Raw genomic sequence first — 21392 nt, 5'->3', positions numbered from 1 at the left:
CTACTTGACGGAAGGCAGTTCACTCCTGAACGGAGGGTTTTTCATTTACTATACTTGCCTCTCCCAGTGACGATGCTCAGCAATTGCGTTAATAAAGGATGTGCCAAATGTATCCCAATCACTCTTGTCCTTGTTAATGACAATGCCAGGATCTGATCCAGCTTGAATGCCTGCCGTAATCAGCAGCTCGGCGCCTTTGCCTGCCGCACCGATTGTTTTAAAGTGCTTGAAGGCGTCCTTCAGAAACTCCACGGCTTTGTTATTCTTCTTCAGCTGCTCGACACTCTTTTCACCGCATGCTACGTACAGAGCATCGAATAAAACAGATTCAGCCGTTAAGAAGGAATGCTTCACTTCCTGCTGCTCTCCATTTACGCCTGTAATCATGCCTAAGTGACCACTGATGACTTCCGCATGAACACCCGCCTGCTTGAACGCCTGCATAATTGGTTCAATCGTGCTGTCGTCATAGCCATCAGCTGCCAAAATACCAACTTTACGGGTAGCTGCGCTTTTTATCTTGTTTTGCTCCTGGCTGACGGCTGGAGAAGATAACGTAACTGTAGACGCTTTGATATCCTTCGGCACTTCCGCTCCGATGCCGGCTGCAATGCGGGCCGCCAGCTGCTCGTCTACATTAGCAAAGACGTTCACGACCTGCTGTCTAATATTCTTGTCTTGAACCTTTCCTAATTCAAAATGGAAAGCTTCAACGATATGCTGCTTCTCTACATCCGTCATGCTGTTCCAGAAAAGCTTCGCCTGTGAATAATGATCCTTGAAGCTATCGCTGCGCTGGCGCACTTTTCTGCCTTCGACCTTCTCCTGGTAATGGGCATAGCCTCCCTGCTCCTCAGGCACAGGGTGCGGATCATTTCCTCGTAACCCGTTTTTATGGTAGCTAACCTTTCCTTTATCAATATTCATTTGGTGATAGCCATCACGCTGATGGTTACGGACAGGTGAAACAGAGCGGTTAATCGGAATTTGATGGAAGTTTGGACCGCCTAAACGGATCAGCTGTGTATCTGTGTAAGAGAACAAGCGTCCCTGTAAAAGCGGGTCATTAGAGAAGTCAATGCCCGGCACGACATGACCTGGATGAAAAGCGGCCTGCTCTGTTTCCGCAAATACATTATCCTGGTTGCGGTTCAGCGTCATCTTACCGATCAACTTCACCGGCACCATCTCTTCCGGCCAAATCTTCGTCGGATCTAAGATGTCAAAATCAAACTTGAACTCACCTTCCTCCTCAATGATTTGCACACCAAGCTCAAATTCTGGATAGTCACCCATTTCGATCGCTTCCCATAAATCACGACGATGGAAGTCAGGGTCACGGCCTGCGAGCTCATGAGCTTCATCCCATACAAAGGAATGAACACCGAGTACGGGCTTCCAGTGAAACTTCACAAAACGTGCTTTGCCCTGTTCATTGATAAAGCGGAAGGTGTGCACGCCGAAGCCCTCCATCATCCGGTAGCTTCTCGGGATCGCCCGGTCAGACATATTCCACATAATCATATGGGCAGATTCTGTGTTATTCGCAACAAAATCCCAGAATGTGTCATGGGCAGTAGACGCCTGCGGCATTTCATTGTGAGGTTCAGGTTTAAAGGAATGAACGAGATCCGGGAACTTGATCGCATCTTGAATGAAAAAAATCGGTATATTATTTCCGACGAGGTCGTATACGCCCTCTTCTGTATAAAACTTCGTCGCAAAACCGCGTACATCGCGTACGGAATCCGCTGACCCGCGGGAGCCAGCTACTGTTGAAAAACGAACGAAGACGGGTGTTTTTACAGACGGATCCTGCAAGAACTTGGCTTTTGTATACTCCGCCATCGGCTCATATACCTGAAAATAGCCGTGGGCGCCAAAGCCTCGTGCATGAACGACTCTTTCAGGGATCCGTTCATGGTCGAAATGCGTCATTTTCTCGCGGAAATGGAAGTCCTCCATTAAGGTTGGTCCGCGTTCACCGGCTTTTAAGGAGTGTTCATCCTCTGACACGGGCAACCCCTGGTTTGTGGTCAGCTTCGCTCCCTCATGCTCCACGCGGAACTGCTCCAATTGCTCGTCCTTCTTGCTTGAGAAGGTCCCCTTTTGGTTTGGATCTTTTTGCATGCAACCATCCTTTCTTTTATCAATGAGCTCTTGATGAATGTCTAATTATGTAGTAATTCTCCACTGATCTTTCTACCCTTTTAGGCATGGTTTAAACAAAATTCCTGCAATATAAAAAATGCCTGCTTTAGCCCCATAAAGAGGCCAAAGCAGGCTTCATTCTTCTATTAGTCAACTTCCCGTTGGTTCTATATGATCTCCACTCTCCTTTTTGCTTTCCTGCTGCCCTTGCCGGAGCTGAATGAACCTTACGGAGATCGCACTGATGATTCCGACAGCAACGACATACATCGTCAAGAAGAATGGGTCTCCATTATTATAATTTAAGAGTGTGGTAGCGATCATTGGTGTTAATCCGCTAGCGAAGATACCTGAGAATTGATACACAAATGACATGCCCGTGTATCTCACCTTGGCATCAAACAACTCAGCAAATAAAGCAGCTTCCGGACCATAGACGGCCGCATAGAAAATGCCAAATGGAATGATAATAGATAGCCAGATGACGGTAATGTTGCCGCCGCTTTGCGACATCAGCCAGAAAGCCGGCAAAGCAGAAAAACCAGTGATGAGGCTGCCGATCCAATAGGTACGTGTTCTTCCGATACGGTCCGATACATAGCCAAAAAATGGGATAAAGAAACACATAATGAATGCAGCAATCGACACACCAAGCAAAGCATCCGTTCGGGAAATGTTCAAATTCGCCGTCAAGTAAGTAATCGAGAAGACACCCATGACATTGAAGAATACACCGTCAATGTATCTTGCCCCCATACCGGCAAGAACGTTTTTTGTGTTGTTGTGCCACATTTCCTTGATCGGAATTTTAGACTCCTTCTTCGTCTCCTTCACTTCCTTAAACTCAGGTGATTCCGTTACGTTTAAACGGATCCACATACCTAAGAAAATTAATGCTGCACTAAGACCGAAGGCGACCCGCCATCCCCAAGCCATAAATTGCGCTTCCGTTAAAGTAAAGGAAAGGAGACCAACAACGCCGGAAGCTAACAGGAGGCCTATAGACAAACCAATTTGCGGAAAGCTGGCATAGAATCCTTTCCTTGAGGCCGGAGCATGCTCGTAAGCCATAAGAACGGCCCCACCCCATTCTCCACCTAAGCCAATGCCTTGCATGATGCGCATGAGAAGCAATAGAACAGGTGCCCAAACGCCAATCTGTTCATAACTTGGAATAAAGGCGATCAAAAATGTGCTTCCCCCCATAATGGACAGCGTTAAAATCAGCATGCTCTTCCTGCCCACTTTATCCCCGAAGTGTCCAAAGATCACTCCTCCGACCGGCCGAGCAATAAAGCCGACAGCAAATGTGGCATATGCCAGTAAGGTAGAGACAAAAGGATCATCGCTTGGAAAATATAAATGGTTAAACACAATGCCCGCGACCACTCCGTAAAGGAAAAAGTCATACCACTCAATAGTTGAACCGATCAGACTCGCACCAACGACCCGCTTCAGCATCCTTCCTTCTGCTTTGCTCATTGTCTTCCCACCTCGTTTTAGATTTGACTACTCTTCACCTTTCTCGGCCGGTTCCATTTACTCCTGTTTTAGTAAGCGCTTTCAAATTCCAAATAAAACGATTATTTCATCGTTGCTCCGACACTTTTTTCATCCACTGTCGTCAGCTTTTCGGCCAGCATATGAAAAATTACTTGGATATCATGTTCATTAGGCACCTTCCGATTTGTAAGAATCCCATTTCCGGATAAGGCATCAGCTGTAAGGGCAGGAATTTCTTCGACTAGCTGTTCCGGTTGAATATACTTTCGAGCGTCCTTCCAAATGCTAAAGGCTTCATTATATCTATCAATCCTTCGAATAGCGCTTTTCGCCAGCTCTTCTGTCGATAAGGATGAAGGCTCTCCTAAAGCAACCGCGATATCCGCATAACGTTCCTTGCACGATTCAACACCAAATCTTAAAACAAACGGAAGCAGCATCGCTACGCTTAGTCCATGAGGGATATGAAAACGGGCGCCAAGAGGTCTTCCAGCAGCATGTGCTAGGTTGGTAGATGCATTCGAAAAAGCAACCCCTGCATAGCAGCTAGCAAGTATTAATTCTTTTCGCGCTTCTTTATCCTTTCCATCCTTCATTATCTTTGGCAGGGCACGGCCTATTTCATGAATAGCTTTCAATGCAAATAGATCTGTCATTGAGGAAGCCCGGTTAGATACATAGGCTTCAATCGCATGAGTAAGGGCGTCCAGTCCAGTATAGGCGGTAAAATGGACCGGCAAGCTAAGCGTGAGATCAGGGTCCAACACTGCTGCATCAGGAATAAGATTTGGGTGGCTTGGATTCATTTTCACGTTCGTTTCCAGGTTCGTGATCACCATGATTTTTGTTGCTTCTGATCCTGTTCCCGCCGTTGTCGGGACAGCAAGCAGAGGCAGCCGGTCCAGCTTTCGCTGGCGGGCAATTTCGTCCCACTTTATCTCGTTATTTGCTCCGAATACAGCTGCTGCTTTGGCTAAGTCAATTGCACTTCCCCCGCCAATCGCTATGACACCATCCGCTTCAAACGTTTGCAGCTGCTTCACTGCCTCTTCTACGTTTCTTGTTGTTGGTTCACCGACATAATCGCTAAATAAGGTGCTTTCAATTCCGCTTTTTCGCAGGACACGAACTACCTTCTCATGTAAATTGATCGGAGGATTTGCCAGAAAAGAATCCATTACTACTAATACTCGTTTACTGCCTTGTGCAGCCATCAGCTCATCTAATTTGTTTAAAGCACCACTTTCAATGACAATATGTCTCGGCAAATCAAGAACAGGCATGATCCATCTCTCCTTTTTTTAAAATCAACCTTACATGCCATACTATATACAAGATTGGTGCCAAATTTAAAATATTGACAATTATCAGATTATTTGATAAAAACATGAGTAATGGTGTTATTTAAACACCAAATCGGTGCTGAAATAACTCCAAAGGAGAGTATGCAAATGGACACCACCTCAAGCAAGTTAATAGAACGCATACAAAGCTTAGAAGAGATGAACGAACAGCTGCGGACGATTATTAACTTCTCTTCTGACGGACTTTATGTTGTCGATCCACAAGGTGTCACACTAGAGGTAAATACAGCCTATGAAGAGATGACCGGCATTTCCCGCGAAGAAGTCGTCGGCAAGAATATTAGAGATTTAGTATTCGTTGAATACTTTGACCGTTCTGCTGCCTATATGGCTCTTCAATCCAAAAAAACAACGACGATTATGCAAAGAATTAAAAAGCGTAAATATTTCGTAGCGACCGCTACACCTGTATTGGATGATGACCAAAAAGTAAAAATGGTCGTCACCAGCGTTCGTGATTTAACCTATTTGAACCATCTTCAAAACCAGATTAAAAAGGCAGAGCAAAAAGAGACAACCCCTTCACCTATTACTTCTGCCAGCCAGCCGGAAGAGGCTCCTTTTGTATTTAATAGTGCCGAAATGAGAAGCTTAGCTGAGAAAGCCAAGCAGATTGCTGCTTTTCCTACTCCCGTTTTAATCACCGGACCATCCGGAACCGGAAAGGAAGTACTCGCGAGCTACATTCACCATCACAGCCCGCAAAACAAGCACTCCTTTGTGAAGGTCAATTGCGCCGCTATTCCAGCCGAATTGTTTGAGTCAGAGCTGTTTGGCTACAGCAACGGGGCCTTTACCGGTGCAAAAAAAGAAGGGAAGCCCGGCCTCTTTGAACAAGCGAATCATGGCACTCTTTTACTCGACGAAATAGGTGAACTCCCTTTGCCCATGCAGGCGAAATTGCTGCGCGTGCTCCAGGACCAGGCTGTTACCCGCATAGGAGATACCAAGCCTAGACAACTATCATTCCGGCTGATTTGTTCTACAAACCAAGATTTAAAAACACTCGTTCACCACAAACAATTCCGCGAAGACCTATGGTATCGGATTAATGTTATACATTTGCCGATTCAGCCGCTTTCTAAGCGAAAAGGAGATATTGCCCCGCTCATTGATTATTACATGCATCACTTTTGCCAGCAGTACGGCTTACGAAAGCACTTATCTTCCAGTGCAAAAGAAGTTCTAACTCATTACCCATGGCCTGGAAATATTCGTGAGCTAAAGAATGTCATTGAGTTTCTTGTCGTCTCTACTTCATCCGATTCCATCACATCAAGAGACCTTCCCGACCATATGAAAGACAAAAGCCAAGTCGATGCCGCCGTTTTAAGGCAGAAAGAAGCCCCTTCTGCTACGAATAATTTAAATTTGAAAGAAGCGCTCACTTTATTTGAATCACAGCAAATTTTGCGTGCTCTGCACGCCTCTACCAGCCTGCGCTCAGCCGCTAAATTGCTCGGAATTGACCATTCCAATTTAATTCGGAGGATGAAGAGGCTCGGTATGACGTACCGACGGCCGAAAGACAACTGACACTTTCTATCATTGACGTCCCAATATTGTTTCTATCTTTTTGATTTTTTCCCGTCTTTCCTTGCGTGCCTCCATCGCCTGGTCAACCGTCACAGCCGTAAACCGGCAAGTGGATTGTGGCCTTGATTGAGCGATTAGGTCTAAATCTTGGCTGATGACGGTGCCAATAGTGACAAATCCTCCTCCAGTGGTGGCATCATTATGCAAAACGATCAGTTCTTCTTCATTCGGCAGCATAATCGATCCGATCGGATAGGCGAAGTCCACTACATTCGAAAAGCTTTCTCCCGCACCGAACGGCGGACGCTGTTCGGTAAAGGATACTTTTCCGCCTGTATAGCGGTAAGCGACACGATTGGATTCAACTGATACTTTCCACTCTGAATTTAGGAATGCCTTCAACCCTTCATCGCTCACTAAGTAGCCTGTTAATCCGAGTGTTACACGCAGCTCCTGGAATGAATCAAATGACGGGGTATACTCTAAAGGAAGGGACTTTCCAGCCTGCTTTGCTGCTCCAGGGAGCGGCTCGTTAATTTCCAGGCAATCCCCTTTTTCAAGCTTCCTGCCTTGAAAACCTCCAATTTTGCTTGCTTCATAGGTAGATTTGCTTCCAAACACATCCCTTACTTGAATACCGCCTGAAACACAAAGATAGCTTTTCACTCCTTTCCGGCATTCCTGAATCGTCAAAACGTCCCCTTCCTTCACTGTAAAAGCCTCCCAAAACGGGATGGGCTGCTGATTTAAATAAGCTTTCATCGGTGCGCCCGTTAAAGCTGCGACAGTATTCTTTTTAAATTGCATGACTCCTCCTATAAGAGTCATTTCAAGCGCCGCAAATTCAACGGGATTTCCGACAAGCATATTTCCGATCATGAAAGAGTACTTGTCCGCTGCCCCCGATGGCGGAACGCCTAAGTGATACTTCCCTAATCTTCCCATATCTTGCACCGTTGTCCACAAACCCGGTTTTTTTATCTCGATCATCCGAGCCCTCCTATTAACCCATGAATATACTCTTTTCCTTTTTTAATATACTCAAGAGGCGATAAATTGACTTCCTTTATGCGGTAACGATAGGCTCCACTTTTCACCTCATCTCGAATCCTTAAATATTCTGATTCATCTATCGGTCTATACTTCCATACGTCTCCCGGCCTTGCTAAAAATAAGCTGTCTTTCAAATCGGTTAGCCGGTTCGATAAATCAAACACCGGAACAGCCGACATTCCTATAAGCTGATAGCTGCCCGGTCCCTGAACCGGATAAATCACATTAAACGCACCTCCGATTCCAACGCTCCTTTCGGGTGTATCCGTTCTCGGGCTTTTATATTTAGGTGATTGAATAATTTCACTAGGTGTCGCCCCTAACGGAAAATGCCACGCGGTTCCGGGCAAAAAGCCAACCATTGTAATTAAATAAGGTGTACTTGAATGGCTCTCAATAAAAGCTGCCTTATCTGTAAAACCGTTTAATTTCATCACATACTCAAAATTAGACAGCTCAGGCTCCTGGTGGCGGTCTTTAAAGCGCTGGGAATACTCCCTCGTAATAGGGTCATCATACCAAACAGGAATTTCCACAGCACGAATCGATAGGCTTAGCCTTGTCGGATCACTTTTGTTAAAGTCAATCTCTCTTATGTAATCAACGAGATCCTTTCCCGATATGAGCTCCGGATTATAACGAATTAGATAGGAGGCGTTGGATGACACGATGTCAATAATCCCTGGAATATTTCTCTTTCTTAACTCCGCCGTTACGGCCAAAGCTTTAAAATTACTTTCTACTTTCATATCACGGGTTATTTCCGCATAAATGTATTCGTCTCCTACATAATTGAACGTGGTTTCAGGCAGATTAAACAATCTCGTTGTCTCCTATTCCTTTAGTTTCTTCATTCTCCGGCTGATGGTCGCCGGGCTTACTCCCAGCACCTCTGACACTTTGGCAGCTGTTCCGTATTTTCTTATACCTTGCAGAATCAACTGCGTTTCCAGCTTCTCTACTGCTTCCTTTAATGGCATTAACTCGAGGGTGAATGGCGCATTCTCCCTTTTTTGTTCATCACCATAAAGACATTTAATCACGTCTTCACGGTGAATCCACTCCTCTTCACTGATTACTATGAGTCTTTCAATAATATTTTGGAGCTCGCGCACATTTCCTGGCCAATCATACGCTTCAAGCACATCAATTGCCTCAGGTGTAAAGCTTTTCTCTATCTCATATATTTGCTTAAATTTTTCCAGAAAGAAGATAGATAAAGTAAATATATCTTCCTTTCTTTCCCGGAGCGGCGGAATACAAAGAGGAATGACATTCAGCCGATAATACAAGTCCTCCCTGAACTCTCCCATTTGTACCATTCTCTTTAAATCTTTATTAGTGGCGGCAATAATTCGTACATCTACAGGAATGGTTTTTGTGCCGCCAATTCTCGTTATCTCCCGTTCTTGTAAAACACGCAGCAGTTTTACCTGCATGTTTAGAGGAAGCTCTCCCACTTCATCAAGAAAAATCGTACCGTTATGAGCTGTCTCAAAAAAACCTATTTTTCCATTCCTGTCTGCCCCGGTAAAAGCTCCTCTTTCATAGCCAAATAATTCACTTTCAATTAACTGCTCTGGGATAGCTCCGCAATTGACTCGGATGAGAGGCTGATCCTTACGCGTGCTTAGCGAATGAATTTTATGGGCAAACACTTCTTTTCCTACCCCTGATTCTCCTTCCAGAAGAACCGTTGAATTCATCTCAGCCACTCGTGCCAGCGTGCCGAGAAGACTCTCTATTTTCGGTGAGCGGTAAATAAGCTGCTGTCCTTGCAGACTCGCTGAAGCAAACCTATCCGCAATAGTTGTTTTAGAAGAATCTTTCTTATAAAGATGGCCATTCTGCTCTTCTGAAACGTCTTTTGACAAGATGACTACTTTTTCTAATTCTCCCTCGTAATAAACAGGAGTTGCCACTGACCATATTTTTCTATTTCCAGCCGATTCCTGAATGGCTTTTACCTCTTTCTTCCGCTTCACACACAGTTCAAATATGTTCGGCTGAAAAATATTTTTGCTTGTAAATTCACTTATGTACCGTCCGATAATTTTTTCAGGCTGGTCTACTCTCCAAAACTTCTTTAAAAAAAGGCCGGCTACCCTCAATATTCTTCCTTCTTTATCGATTACAAGGATTTGCTCTTGAGAGGAGGCATATACGGCCTGCAAATCGGAATATAACTGGCGGACGAATTCCAATTCCTGCACAGCGCCTTCAAATTCTTCACGCAAGAAAAACATATGCGCCAGACCTGAGACTTTCCCATCTGTTTTAATCGGGTAAAAGTTTCCGCTCATTTGCTTGAAATTAAGCCCGCTATTTACATTCATAAGGGTTTCTCCAGACATGACGCGCGCTATATCTTTATCTGCCGTCAGCAGTGTTCTGTAATTTCTATTCAGCAAAAAGGAGCTGGGCATTCCTAAAATTCTTTCTGCCGTTTCGTTCATAAATTCAATTTCATAATGAACATTTGTTTTAATAATTCCGATTCCTGATCCATGCAGCAATTGATTCATCTGCTTAAGCTGCAATTCATTAATTCGGTCCTTTGCTTCCTTCACCGTTATATATCCTGAAGCTCGTTTATGAATGTCTTCTCCTATAACGACGGAAATGTTATGCGAGAACTCTACCGAGGATAATTGAGATACTTTTAACATATCTGTTTTATAGGCGACTGGCTCGTTAAGTTTTCCCGCTTGTGCCGCCTGCTCCATTAAGGAGTAGATAGTGCAATAGCCGGAAAGCGCAGACCCCTGTTTAATAAAAGCCGTATCCGTTTTATGCTCAACTAACTGGTGAATCACTTCTTTTAAAGTACTTTCCTCGCCAACGACGACAGTGATTGGTCTAAGGATATCCTTCCAAATAATCACGCTATCCCTCCCAACACAAAATAACTGCTATAAGACGAGTATAATACTTTTGATGGACTATTTTAAATTTTCTTTATATATTATTGATACTTCTTTTCTCTTTCGCCTGTTCATAAGCGGCAGGGGTATCAATATCGAATACAACTCCTTCATCTTGAACACGTATATACCGATGAGTTTGGATGGTCTTTAGGAGAGGTTTTGCCCCTTCATCACCTTGTAAACGATGAAAAAACCCCTTCTCTGCGAGGCCAAAAAAGACGGGGTGGCCTGCTCTTCCTTCGTAATCAGGACGAAGTACAAAAGGCTCACTGTAAGCAGTGAGCATAGTCCGGCCGGTTTCATAAATAGAATGAACAGTTTCCTTCGTTATGAACGGAAGGTCACCAAGGAACACCATGACGTTCATGTCGTTCGGAGCAAGATGATCCAGGCCAAGCTTCAAAGACGAGCTCTGCCCTAGTTGGTAATCTTTATTTATCACCCACTGAAACCGGTCGTCGTCAATATGGATGGCTTCCTGAACGGCATCAGCTTGACAGCCGATCACAGCAATCACTTTAGAAAAGTTTTCTTCTAAAACCCGCTGGATCACATGCTCTAAAATAGGGCGCCCTGCAAGGGGCAGGAGTTGTTTTAATGTTCCCATTCGGGAAGAGCGGCCTGCAGCAAGAATAACAGCACATATATTTGTCTCCATCTACTTAGCCACCTGGTGAATATGCTCAGCGCCCTGTAAAAACCCGCCTTTATGCCCGGTTTTAACAGCAATGATTTCAGCCAGAATGCTGATCGCAATTTCTTCAGGCGTTACCGCTCCAATATCCAGGCCGATGGGACTGTACATTTTAGCGAGCTGTTCTTCTTCAAACTCTACGCCCTCTCCCTCTATCGCCTCCATCATACGTATGCGCCGTGAACGCGGCCCCAAGACCCCAACATAAGGGGCAGATGAACGTAAAACAAATTTCAAGGTCTCCTGATCCCTCTCTAAATGGTGGTTCATGACCACTACGTAAGTGCGGCTGCTAATATGGACTTTTTCCTTAAACTTCACCGAATCGGCGATCACTCTATGGGCTTCTGGAAACCTTTCTTCGTTATTGTAGGCCGGCCGCGGATCCACAACAATGGTCCTCATCCCTAAAGAAGCGCCATGCTTTGCCACAGGGATTGCATCATGTCCAGCTCCAAAAATCAGTAATGTAGAAGGAGGCACGTACACATCCATAAATATATCTGCCTCTTGGCCAGCCTCATCTATGAGCGTAACCGATTCAGATTTTGGATTGAGCTCATGAAGCTTACGAACAGCTATTTCCTCCGCCTGTTTATCTAAGGATAGGTCGCCAAGTGTCCCGACGGATTGACCCTCTTTTGAAAAAAAGATACGCCCTGCTTTATTGCTTTCTCCCTCCTGCAAAGCAGTGGCCAATACACCTTCCTGTTCGTTCTCCACACAATCGAGCCAGGCATCAAAAGGTAATGTGCGAGACATTTGCATCCCCCCTTCTTCTGTCCTTGCCCAAATATTTGCCAGGCACTGGTTCAATATAAATATCTACTGTACCGGGGCATCCGAGTCCAAGCCCCCAAACAACATCCTCATCCATCGCATACGTTTTTAAGACCGGTGTTCCTGATTCCATTACCTGCTTCGCCACCTCCGCCACATCTCTTTCCAGGCAGCCTCCGGAGATCATTCCGGTTAGCACTTCATTTTCGTCAATCAGCATTTTTGCCCCTTCACGGCGGTAGGCCGAACCGCGGACACGTACCACTGTCGCCAAGGCCGCCTTTCGCCCCTCTTCTCTTGCCTGTTCAACAGCTTTCGCTACTAAAGCTTGTTCTGTCATTCCCCTTACCTCCGAATAGAAATTTGTTTGGCTAACTGCCGGAAAGCTTCCGGGCTTTGAGCTTCCGTAAATATATCGATATAGGGAAGTGCTTTTTTCATCCCTTGGGCTTCTGGCTTATAATCAGGCATGCTCAAGAGAGGATTCAGCCAAACTACAGCGGATGAACGTCTCTTCAGCTCACTCATCGCCCACTGCAAGTGAGATATATCTCCTGTGTCCAGTCCATCACTCGCAATCATGACAACGGTGTCTCTCCGAAGCAGCCGTGGTCCGTACTGATCCACGAACGAAGATAGCGATTCGCCAATCCGCGTTCCTCCGCCCCACTCGCTTCCCTGCACAATAAGCGTCGGCAGTTTGCCATCTCTTCCTTCTCCTATCTGCTCTGTCACTTTTCTAAGCCGAGTTGAAAAAGTAAAAACTTCCACGCGGCGGGTATGCTTCGCCAGGGCATAGGCAAACTGCAGAAACTTCCCTCGATAAGCTTCCATTGACCGACTGCCGTCGCACAATAAAACAAACGACGCCTTTTCTTTCGTGCGCCCCGTTAAAACCCGCTTTATCGGAAGCCCACCTGTTTGCAGACTGCGCCGCATCGTTCTTCTTCCATGAAGCACGGTGCCTTTTTTATTTATACTAAGCCTGCGAGATTGCTTGATTTCTATATTTTTAATAAACACCTTTGCCGATGCTTCCATGCTTTCTAACTGACTAGGAGAAATAGGAGCCGTAAGCTGAGCCTGATTCCCGCCTGCCCTCGCAGCCAGCCAGTTAAGAGCTTTTCCTAATGAATCTTTTACAGGTTCTTTTTCTGCTGCTAAAGCAGCGGCTTCTTCTCCAGGGGACTCTCTCCCTTTTCCTCCCCCTTGCCTCGCAGCAGCTTTTTCTCTCTGACCTCGAGCGGTCTGCCTTTCCTGATCTGCTTTAACCGGATGCTGGCCAGCCTGCTTCCCTTCCTTCCTCAAATCCTTAAGAAAAGCCGGGTCTTCTCTTTCCTGCTCAAGCTTAAAAAACTGATAAAACCATTGGTCAAATACAGCCTGTTCTTCCTTACTCGAGCAGAGTATCGTTTTCAGCACTAAATGGAATTGCTCCTGATTAGACATATCTATCGATTGCAAGGCAACAAGGGTATCCTCCTCTTCCTTGAAACCTATTAAAAATCCGTTTTGCCGTAAGCAACGGCAAAATGCAACGACATATTCAGGTAAATGACTCAATAGGCACACCTGCCTGCTGGATGATTTTATAGATTCAACAACGTTCCTTCTTCAATTTCACGACTGACTGTTTCCCAATCCTCTTTATCCTTAATGAAACAACCGAGTGTTTCATAGATAGCTTCCTTGTTAAGCTCCTTCTGATGCATGTGAATCAGTGCTTCTGCCCAATCGATGCTCTCTGCTACTCCAGGTACCTTGGAGAGCGGCATACTCCGAACCTCTTTCATTAGCCGAGCAATTTGATCTGCCAGTTGTTTGTCTATCCCTGGCAGACGGGCTTGAAGGATGGCTGTCTCTTTTTCAAAGTCCGGGTAGTCAACCCATTGATACAAGCAGCGCCTCCTAAGCGCATCACTCAGTTCACGCGTACGATTGGATGTCAATATAACATATGGTCGGTGCTTCGCTTTAATCGTTCCAAGCTCAGGGATAGTAATTTGATACTCAGCAAGGGCCTCCAGCAAGAAAGCTTCAAACTCTTCATCCGCCCTATCTACCTCATCAATCAGGAGTACAGGTGAAGCATCCTCTTCTCGTAGCGCCTGGAGCAATGGACGTGACAGGAGGAACGGCTCGCTGAAAATAGAAGCCTCTTTTTCAGAAAGGGAGGACCCGCTGTTTTCAGTCATTTGGATATGAAGAATTTGTTTTGCATAATTCCATTCATATAAAGCGTTAGCAGCGTCCAGCCCCTCGTAACATTGCAGCCGGATGAAGCGTGTATTTAAGGATTGGGCCAGCACTTTAGCGATTTCCGTTTTACCGACTCCAGCCGGTCCTTCAATAAGCAATGGTTTTTGTAATGTGCGGACAAGATGGAGCGCTGTTACAATTGGCCGGTCGGTAATATAACCGTTTTGCCGAAAAACTTCCTCGATTGATGTCATGCCTGTGTTAATGAACCTCACCTCTTTCTATTTCCTTTCTGCAAAGAGAAGGAAGAAAATCCAGGGGACTGCTCATCAGCGAACAAGTCCCCTTTTTACTAGATTAATTTGCTAGGAGGATAGAACGGAGTGCTCTCTCTGTATACACCTTGCATAAGTGCTCCCGGTACTCTGAAGAAGTAAAAAAGTCGTTCCCCATTTCTCCTTCCTCAGCTGCAAGCCTGGATGCTTCCTGAATCATTGCTTCAGAAGGCGTCTGTCCTAAGAGCGTCTGTTCTACGGACTCAGCACGATAAGCTATATCCCCGACACCCGTGATGCCAATACGGACAAAATCAATGACCCCGCTTTCATCTACTCCCGCTATGGCAGCCACTCCTACAACCGGATAGCCGGAAGCCGGATGAAAGTATTTTAAGTAGACTGATCTCGTATGTCTCGGAGGAATCGCAAAAGAAACGGCCGTAACAATGCTGTTTTCAGGCATCATCGTAATCAGCGGTCCCACGATAAATTGATCAACCGGCATCGTTTCCTCACCGTCTTCTCCCTGGATGATCACCTGGGCATCCAAAGCAAAGGCAGCTGCCGGCAAATCAGCCGCTGGATCCGCATGAGCGATATTTCCTCCGATGGTCCCACGGTTTCTTACTTGCAAGTCACCAATTTGACGCACCGTGTCGGCAAGAAGGGGAATATGCTCTTTAATAACTGGATCATTAGATGCTGCATGATGAGTCGTCAAGGCACCCACAACTATTCGGTCTCCCTCCTTGCGTACCTCTTTTAGCTGGCTGATCCGGCTGATGTCAATGAGTACGCCAGGCTCCGTTAATCTAAACTTCATAAGAGGAAGCAGGCTGTGTCCGCCAGCAATCAGCTTTCCTTCGCCATTGCTTTCCTGCTGCAGACGAATCGCTTGCTCAACCGATTCAGCATGAATGTAATCAAACTTAACAGGTATCAATCAATTCCCCTCCCCATCTTGGATCGCACGCCATACTTTTTCAGAAGTCAGCGGCATTTCAATATCTTTTACGTTATATGGCTTCAGTGCGTCCATCACTGCATTCATCACAGCGGCAATCGAAGCTGTTGTGCCCGTTTCACCGACCCCTTTTGCACCGAGCGGGTTAACGGGTGATGGCGTTTCAGTGAAAGCTGACTCAATACGAGGGAAAAATCTTGCTTTCGGCAGCGCATAATCCATTAAGGTACCTGATAAAAGCTGCCCGTCTTTGCTGTAAACTGCTCCTTCCCAAAGAGCTTGGCCTACTCCCTGAGCAATGCCTCCATGCACCTGGCCTTCTGCTGTCAGCGGATTAATCACGCGCCCTACATCATCCACGCACACGTATCGCTTCAATTCGATTTCGCCTGTATCTTTGTCAATCTCCACAACTGCTGCATGTGTACCGAATGGATAAACAAAGTTTTCCGGCTTGAAAAATGATTGTGCTTCTAGAGAAGGTTCCATGCCCTCCGGTAAATTCCACGCCATATTGGCTGACTTTGCGATCTCCTGGAATGTACGCTGCTGTCCGGGAACACCTTTTACTTGGAACTTACCATTTTCAAATACGATGTCTTCTTCAGAAGCTTCCAGCTCATGGGCAGCGATTTTCTTCGCCTTCTCAACAACACGATCAGCTGCAATTGATACTGCTGCTCCTCCGACTGCCGTTGAACGAGAACCGTACGTCCCCCACCCCATAGAAATAGATTTTGTATCGCTAAAGACTAGTTCAATATCATCCATAGGGATACCGAGCTTTTCCGCTACTACCTGGCCAAAAGTTGTAGCATGGCCCTGGCCATGAGGGGACGTGCCGCAGTATACGGTTACTTTGCCAGATGGATGAACACGCACGGTAGAGTTTTCCCAAACCCCTCCTTGGAATCCAATTGCACCGGCAACCTCAGACGGTCCGAACCCGCACAGCTCTACATATGTAGAAAAGCCAATGCCGATGAGTTTGCCTTGCTTGCTTAATTCTCTCTGCTTCTGACGCAGCTCTTCATAATTAAGTGTCTCCAAAGCTTTCTCTAAAGGCTTCTCGTAATCTCCACTGTCATATAATAGCCCTTGAGCATTCGTATAAGGGAATGCTTCCTTGCGGACAAAATTCTTTCTTCGCAGCTCGATAGGATCCATGCCGATTTCTCTTGCATACAGGTCGATAATCCGCTCGATTTGATAGGTCGCTTCAGGCTTTCCGGCCCCCCTGTATGCATCTGTCGGAGTTGTATTTGTGTAAACGCCAAATGTTTCACAGGAAGCGTGTGGGATATCGTAGGCGCCTGTGATCATCAGGCCAAAATCGATCGTGGCCACCCCAGGTCCCATTGTCGATAAATAGGCGCCTAAATTCGCGGTATTTTTTACGCGAATGGCCAGCAGCGTACCGTCGCGTTTGCCGGCGAGCTCCACATCAATAATTTCATCGCGCCCGGCATTAGAAGCTGTAAAATGCTCGCTGCGCTGTTCAATCCATTTTACTGGTCTTTTTAAATCACGCGCTGCATAACCAACTAAGGCTTCATCCGGATATACGCCGATCTTCCCTCCAAATCCGCCACCCATGTCAGGAGCAATTACTCTTAGCTTCGCTTCAGAGATTCCGAGCACGTCCGACAACACCATACGGTGAATATGAGGGTTTTGAGAAGTACACCAAAGAGTTAACTCTCCGCTGCCCGCATCGTATTGCCCAATCGCTGCCCGTGTCTCAAGCGGACTAGGGAATACGCGCTGAACGTAAAAGCTCTCACGGACAACCACCTCCGCATCATTAATAATCTCATCAGCTACCTCTCCGGCCTTCCAATGCAAAGCGATATTGTTCTCAATGTCACCATGAACAAGCGGTACACCTTCTTGCATCGCTTCTTTCTGATGAACGACAGCCGGAAGCACTTCGTATTCTACCTCGATTAGATCAAGAGCATCTCGCGCCACGTAACGATCCTCAGCAATAATGAGAGCTACCCCATCTCCAACATAGCGCACATAATCGATAGCCAACGGATATTGAGGCGCTTCTTTTAAATTAGCATCAGGCACGAGCCAGGAGCTCGGAACGGGACCAATTTTTCCTTCAAGGTCTTTTCCTGTATAAACGGCAACGACACCCTGCGATTTTAACGCCTCTTCTGCGTGGATCTTCTTAATTTTTGCGTGAGCATGAGGACTGCGTAAAATAACAGCATGAAGCATGCCCGGCAATTGAATGTCATCTGAGAAACGTCCGTTTCCTGTCAAGAGACGTGGATCTTCCTTTCTCTTTAGGGAAGCACCAATTACATTAGCCATTGTGAGTTCCCTCCCTCACTAAATTCGCTACGAGCGTTTCTTCTTTTTGCTCCTCTGCTTCAGCCATTAATTTGGCTGCCTTTTGAACGGCGCTTACGATAAATTGATAGCCTGTACAACGGCAAATGACCCCTTCCATCCCTTCACGGATTTCCTCTTCACTTGGATTTGGGTTCTCCTTTAATAGTCCTAGCATCGCCATGATCACTCCAGGTGTACAATAGCCGCATTGAAGGCCATGCTCCTCCCAGAAGCTTTGCTGCATAGGATGAAGATGTTCAATAGACCCTAAGCCTTCGACCGTTGTAATTTCTGATCCTTCTGCTTGCACAGCAAGCATTGTGCAGGACTTCACAGCTTCTCCATTTACCATGATGGAGCAAGCACCGCATTGGCTCGTATCGCAGCCGATATGCGTACCAGTCAGCCCAAGATCATCTCGTAGATAGTGAACTAACAACTTCCGGGGTTCGACTGCCGCACTTCTTTCTTGCCCGTTAACTACTACCGTTACTTCCCGATCTTCAATTGCCATCTACACTGCACCCCCTAAAAATAATTGAAAGGTTAAAGCTTAGCCATTTCTTTTGTTTCTTTTTCAATATCTTTGAAAAATTGTCCCAGGATCACCTTTGCCACACCACTCATGACTCTTTGACCAGCGGCTGCTAAAACGCCAGTCACCTTTACCTCTGCACGGCAAATAAGCGTTGTGCCAGCTTCAGTTTCTTCTAAAACCATGTCCGCCTTTGCATCAATTTCCCCTGGCTTTCCTTTTCCAATAACGAGAAGGCGGTATGATTCTGGTTCTTTGATATCTACTTGGCGAACATCACCAGTAAATACTCCTTTCACGGGACCGATGTTAATACCAAGCTCTGACTTATACGTATGAGGTGCTATTTCTTCAAATGATTTACAGCCAGGCAGCGAACGGCGAAGTGACTCTTTATCCTGGAGGGTCTTCCATAAAAGCTCCTGTGACACTCCTTTAAACGTGTAAGATGATTCGATGTTCAAGTTAAGCGCTCCTTCCATTGCTATTTTTATCGTTACAGGTGCACAAACGCTCACGATGTTGACACTACTTTATAATATTGCAAATATTGTGCCATCTTTTGCTCGTTTACAAATTAACTCAAATTCCCATTATCCCTAGCCTGTTCCTGATAAAAATGAAACCGCTGATTGAAGGCACCTGCTGTTTCTTTCAATTTTGAAATCTATTCTTTCATTTGTGAAAATATTCAGTTATTTTTCGTCCCAAATGAAAATCAAATGATTTTCGCGCCTTAAAACACCCCTTATCAGCCCCCAATGTAAGACATCTCTATTTTTGCTCTTTTATCCCGATCTGTCTGCAGCAGCCGCTCATCTGAATAACGGTCGTGACGATTTCTCCAAATCTCTCCGATTTCTTTTATCATTTCCTCATCGTCTGCTCCTGAGCGCAGCAGTGTCCGCAAATCATGGCCCTTAACGGCGAACAAGCACATATATAGATGGCCATCTGCCGAAAGACGAGCTCTCGTACACGAGGAACAAAATGAATCGGTTACAGAAGAAATCACGCCTATTTCTCCACCGCCTTCTTTATATCTATAGCGAGAAGCTACCTCCCCATAGTAATTGCTCTTAACCGGTTCAAGCGGGAACTTTTCATCAATGATTCGGATGATCTCTTTCTTCGACACGACTCTTTCTAAATTCCAGCCGTTATGATTGCCGACATCCATGAATTCGATGAATCTTAGGATATGGGGAGTGTTCCGAAAATAACGAGCCATCGGGACGATATCCTGTTCATTGACACCCTTCTGAACAACCATATTTACTTTTACCTGAATATCTAAAGCGGCTGCCAGTTCAATTCCTTCCAGTACATCCTCCACGCTGTAAGACCGGCTGTTCAGCCGGTGAAATACCTCATTATCCAGCGTATCAAGACTTACGTTAATCCGTTCCAGCCCTGCCTCTTTTAAGGCTTGAGCGTGTTTTCTCAGGAGTGATCCGTTAGTTGTAAGAGCCACGTCTCTTATGCCGTCTATCTTTTTTAAGGAAAAGATCAGCTTAGACAAATCTTTCCTCATCAGCGGCTCTCCGCCGGTGATACGGACTTTTTTAACTCCAAACGATGCCATGAGTGAAACGAGTCTTTCAATTTCCTCAAAGCTTAAGATTTCTTTCTTAGATAAGAACATGTAATCATGCCCAAATATTTCCTCAGGCATACAATAGCGACATCTGAAATTGCATCGGTCGGTAACTGATATTCGTAAATCCTGAAGGGGTCGGTTAAATTGATCATGCAATGAGCGATTTACCATTTGAATCCTCTCTTTTCTATAGGAATTTTAATTTATGAATCATTTATTAAAGGTAGACAGAATAGTCTGAACTTTGTTTTTAGAAGGTTGCCAGTTTATACATTCTGTTCTATGATGAGAAAAATACTGCTAGATTCAATTGATAGGGAGGGACATTTGTAATGGACAGCCGCTACTCGAGACAAATGCTCGTATCATCCATCGGTAAAGAAGGCCAGGAAAAGCTTAGCCAGTCGTCTGTTCTCATTATCGGCGGCGGTGCTCTTGGCAGCCATACAGCTGAAATGTGTGCCCGCATGGGAATTTCCCGTATTACGATTTTAGATCGCGACTATGTCGATTTAAGCAACCTGCAAAGACAAACATTATTTACCGAGGAAGATGTACATAACAAAGAAGCAAAAGCTTACGCGCTCGAAAAACACTTAAAACAGATTAACTCTTCCATCCATATAGAAGGGGTAGTTGCAGATGTAAATAAGCAAGTGCTGGAACAGTACATACATGGGGCCGATATCGTTCTTGATTGTACAGATAACTTTGATATAAGATTTTTGCTCAATGAGGCATGTATTTTTTACAATAAAAAATGGATTTTTGCTTCCTGTGCTGGAACTTACGGAAATGTCGTACCCATCTCCCCCGGAGAAAGCGCCTGTTTGGATTGTTTATTCATTAAGACTCCTTTCTTCAACGGAGCAAGCTGCGATCTAATCGGCGTGCAGACCACCCTCATTCCTCTTGTGACAAGCATCCAGTGCTCGATTATGGTAAAAATGCTGATTGAACAGGAACAGTTTGATGATTATTATTTTTACCAGCTGGATTCTTGGAAATTGGAAATGAATAAATTCAAGGTGCACCGCCACGCTAAGTGCCCGGCATGCGTTGAGAAAAAGTTTAAGTATTTAAATAAATCCTATACAGATGAGGCAGTCAGGCTGTGCGGCCGAGAAACTGTTCAATTCCGAACGCCTCTTCTTGAAGAAGAAGATTTCCAGCAATTCACCAACTATTTAGGTGACCGCGCGATCAGCTATAAGAAAAATAAATTTATTATTTCTTTTAAATACAAAGACCACCCATTTATCCTGTTTAAGGATGGTCGGCTGCTGATTCACGAGGTACCGGACATAAAAGAAGCGAAGCAGCTGTACTATCAGCTGTTTAGTTAGCTGTCTCCTGTTATGCTCACCGGGATATGCCTTAAAAGAAATCCTCCACCTTTTCTGAGAATGGACTGATCTCATTTACGAAAAGGTGAAGGAGCTTCCTTTTTTAATGAAATATA

The 21392-nt window shown here is 45.3% G+C and carries 18 protein-coding genes; 2 read left to right on the top strand and 16 right to left on the bottom strand.

Features of this window, described 5'->3' with window-relative positions:
- Positions 1-48: 48 nt before the first annotated feature.
- The 3 genes from QY97_RS07950 to QY97_RS07940 all read right to left on the bottom strand — a co-directional run bounded on the left by QY97_RS07950 (position 49) and on the right by QY97_RS07940 (position 4937).
- Positions 49-2130 carry a catalase gene (locus QY97_RS07950; protein WP_039237189.1) on the bottom strand — a complete coding sequence of 694 codons (2082 nt, stop codon included), beginning with the start codon at positions 2128-2130 and terminating at the stop codon, positions 49-51.
- A gap of 171 nt (positions 2131-2301) precedes the next feature.
- Positions 2302-3633, bottom strand: coding sequence for an MFS transporter (locus QY97_RS07945; protein ID WP_039237187.1), 1332 nt, complete (start codon positions 3631-3633; stop codon positions 2302-2304).
- A 101-nt stretch (positions 3634-3734) separates the two neighbouring features.
- Positions 3735-4937 carry an iron-containing alcohol dehydrogenase gene (locus QY97_RS07940; protein WP_039237186.1) on the bottom strand — a complete coding sequence of 401 codons (1203 nt, stop codon included), beginning with the start codon at positions 4935-4937 and terminating at the stop codon, positions 3735-3737.
- Positions 4938-5105: 168 nt separating this feature from the next.
- Between QY97_RS07940 and QY97_RS07935 the strand changes: the two genes are divergently transcribed.
- Positions 5106-6554, top strand: a complete 1449-nt coding sequence (locus QY97_RS07935) for a sigma-54 interaction domain-containing protein (RefSeq protein WP_046128696.1) — start codon at positions 5106-5108, stop codon at positions 6552-6554.
- A 9-nt stretch (positions 6555-6563) separates the two neighbouring features.
- On the opposite strand, the gene QY97_RS07930 is transcribed toward QY97_RS07935, so the two are convergent.
- The 13 genes from QY97_RS07930 to moaA all read right to left on the bottom strand — a co-directional run bounded on the left by QY97_RS07930 (position 6564) and on the right by moaA (position 20101).
- The gene (locus QY97_RS07930; RefSeq protein ID WP_039237184.1) at positions 6564-7544 is read right to left on the bottom strand and encodes a 5-oxoprolinase subunit C family protein; all 981 of its coding nucleotides are present in this window, start codon (positions 7542-7544) and stop codon (positions 6564-6566) included.
- Entirely contained in the window at positions 7541-8428 is an 888-nt protein-coding gene (locus tag QY97_RS07925; RefSeq protein WP_039237182.1) for a 5-oxoprolinase subunit B family protein, read from the bottom strand. Before QY97_RS07925 ends, QY97_RS07930 begins: the two co-directional genes overlap by 4 nt.
- Before the next feature lie 12 nt (positions 8429-8440).
- Complete coding sequence (locus QY97_RS07920) at positions 8441-10492, bottom strand: sigma 54-interacting transcriptional regulator (protein WP_039237180.1); 2052 nt, start codon at positions 10490-10492, stop codon at positions 8441-8443.
- A 73-nt stretch (positions 10493-10565) separates the two neighbouring features.
- On the bottom strand, positions 10566-11192 hold the full coding sequence (locus tag QY97_RS07915) for a nucleotidyltransferase family protein (RefSeq protein WP_039237178.1): 627 nt from the start codon (positions 11190-11192) through the stop codon (positions 10566-10568).
- Positions 11193-11990, bottom strand: coding sequence for an XdhC family protein (locus QY97_RS07910; RefSeq protein WP_232506266.1), 798 nt, complete (start codon positions 11988-11990; stop codon positions 11193-11195).
- Positions 11968-12348 carry an XdhC family protein gene (locus tag QY97_RS20825; RefSeq protein ID WP_232506264.1) on the bottom strand — a complete coding sequence of 127 codons (381 nt, stop codon included), beginning with the start codon at positions 12346-12348 and terminating at the stop codon, positions 11968-11970. The genes QY97_RS07910 and QY97_RS20825 overlap by 23 nt, the downstream gene beginning before the upstream one ends.
- A 5-nt stretch (positions 12349-12353) precedes the next feature.
- Positions 12354-13571, bottom strand: coding sequence for a vWA domain-containing protein (locus QY97_RS19530; protein ID WP_157761888.1), 1218 nt, complete (start codon positions 13569-13571; stop codon positions 12354-12356).
- Positions 13572-13597: 26 nt separating this feature from the next.
- Positions 13598-14482, bottom strand: coding sequence for an AAA family ATPase (locus QY97_RS07900; protein WP_232506262.1), 885 nt, complete (start codon positions 14480-14482; stop codon positions 13598-13600).
- 82 nt (positions 14483-14564) lie between these two features.
- On the bottom strand, positions 14565-15428 hold the full coding sequence (locus QY97_RS07895; RefSeq protein WP_039237177.1) for an FAD binding domain-containing protein: 864 nt from the start codon (positions 15426-15428) through the stop codon (positions 14565-14567).
- Positions 15429-17774, bottom strand: coding sequence for a xanthine dehydrogenase family protein molybdopterin-binding subunit (locus QY97_RS07890; RefSeq protein ID WP_039237175.1), 2346 nt, complete (start codon positions 17772-17774; stop codon positions 15429-15431).
- The gene (locus QY97_RS07885; RefSeq protein ID WP_046128695.1) at positions 17767-18309 is read right to left on the bottom strand and encodes a (2Fe-2S)-binding protein; all 543 of its coding nucleotides are present in this window, start codon (positions 18307-18309) and stop codon (positions 17767-17769) included. Before QY97_RS07885 ends, QY97_RS07890 begins: the two co-directional genes overlap by 8 nt.
- Before the next feature lie 32 nt (positions 18310-18341).
- Positions 18342-18794, bottom strand: a complete 453-nt coding sequence (locus tag QY97_RS07880; RefSeq protein ID WP_039237173.1) for a CoxG family protein — start codon at positions 18792-18794, stop codon at positions 18342-18344.
- Positions 18795-19081: 287 nt separating this feature from the next.
- The gene (gene moaA, locus QY97_RS07875; protein WP_039237171.1) at positions 19082-20101 is read right to left on the bottom strand and encodes a GTP 3',8-cyclase MoaA; all 1020 of its coding nucleotides are present in this window, start codon (positions 20099-20101) and stop codon (positions 19082-19084) included.
- A 161-nt stretch (positions 20102-20262) separates the two neighbouring features.
- On the opposite strand from moaA, the gene QY97_RS07870 reads away from it, so the two are divergent.
- The gene (locus tag QY97_RS07870; RefSeq protein ID WP_039237169.1) at positions 20263-21276 is read left to right on the top strand and encodes a ThiF family adenylyltransferase; all 1014 of its coding nucleotides are present in this window, start codon (positions 20263-20265) and stop codon (positions 21274-21276) included.
- The last annotated feature ends 116 nt before the right edge of the window (positions 21277-21392 follow it).

The organism is Bacillus thermotolerans (assembly GCF_000812025.2).
In the GTDB taxonomy this organism is placed as follows: Bacteria; Bacillota; Bacilli; order Bacillales; family Domibacillaceae; genus Quasibacillus; species Quasibacillus thermotolerans.
This window is presented reverse-complemented; position numbering and strand designations above follow the sequence as displayed.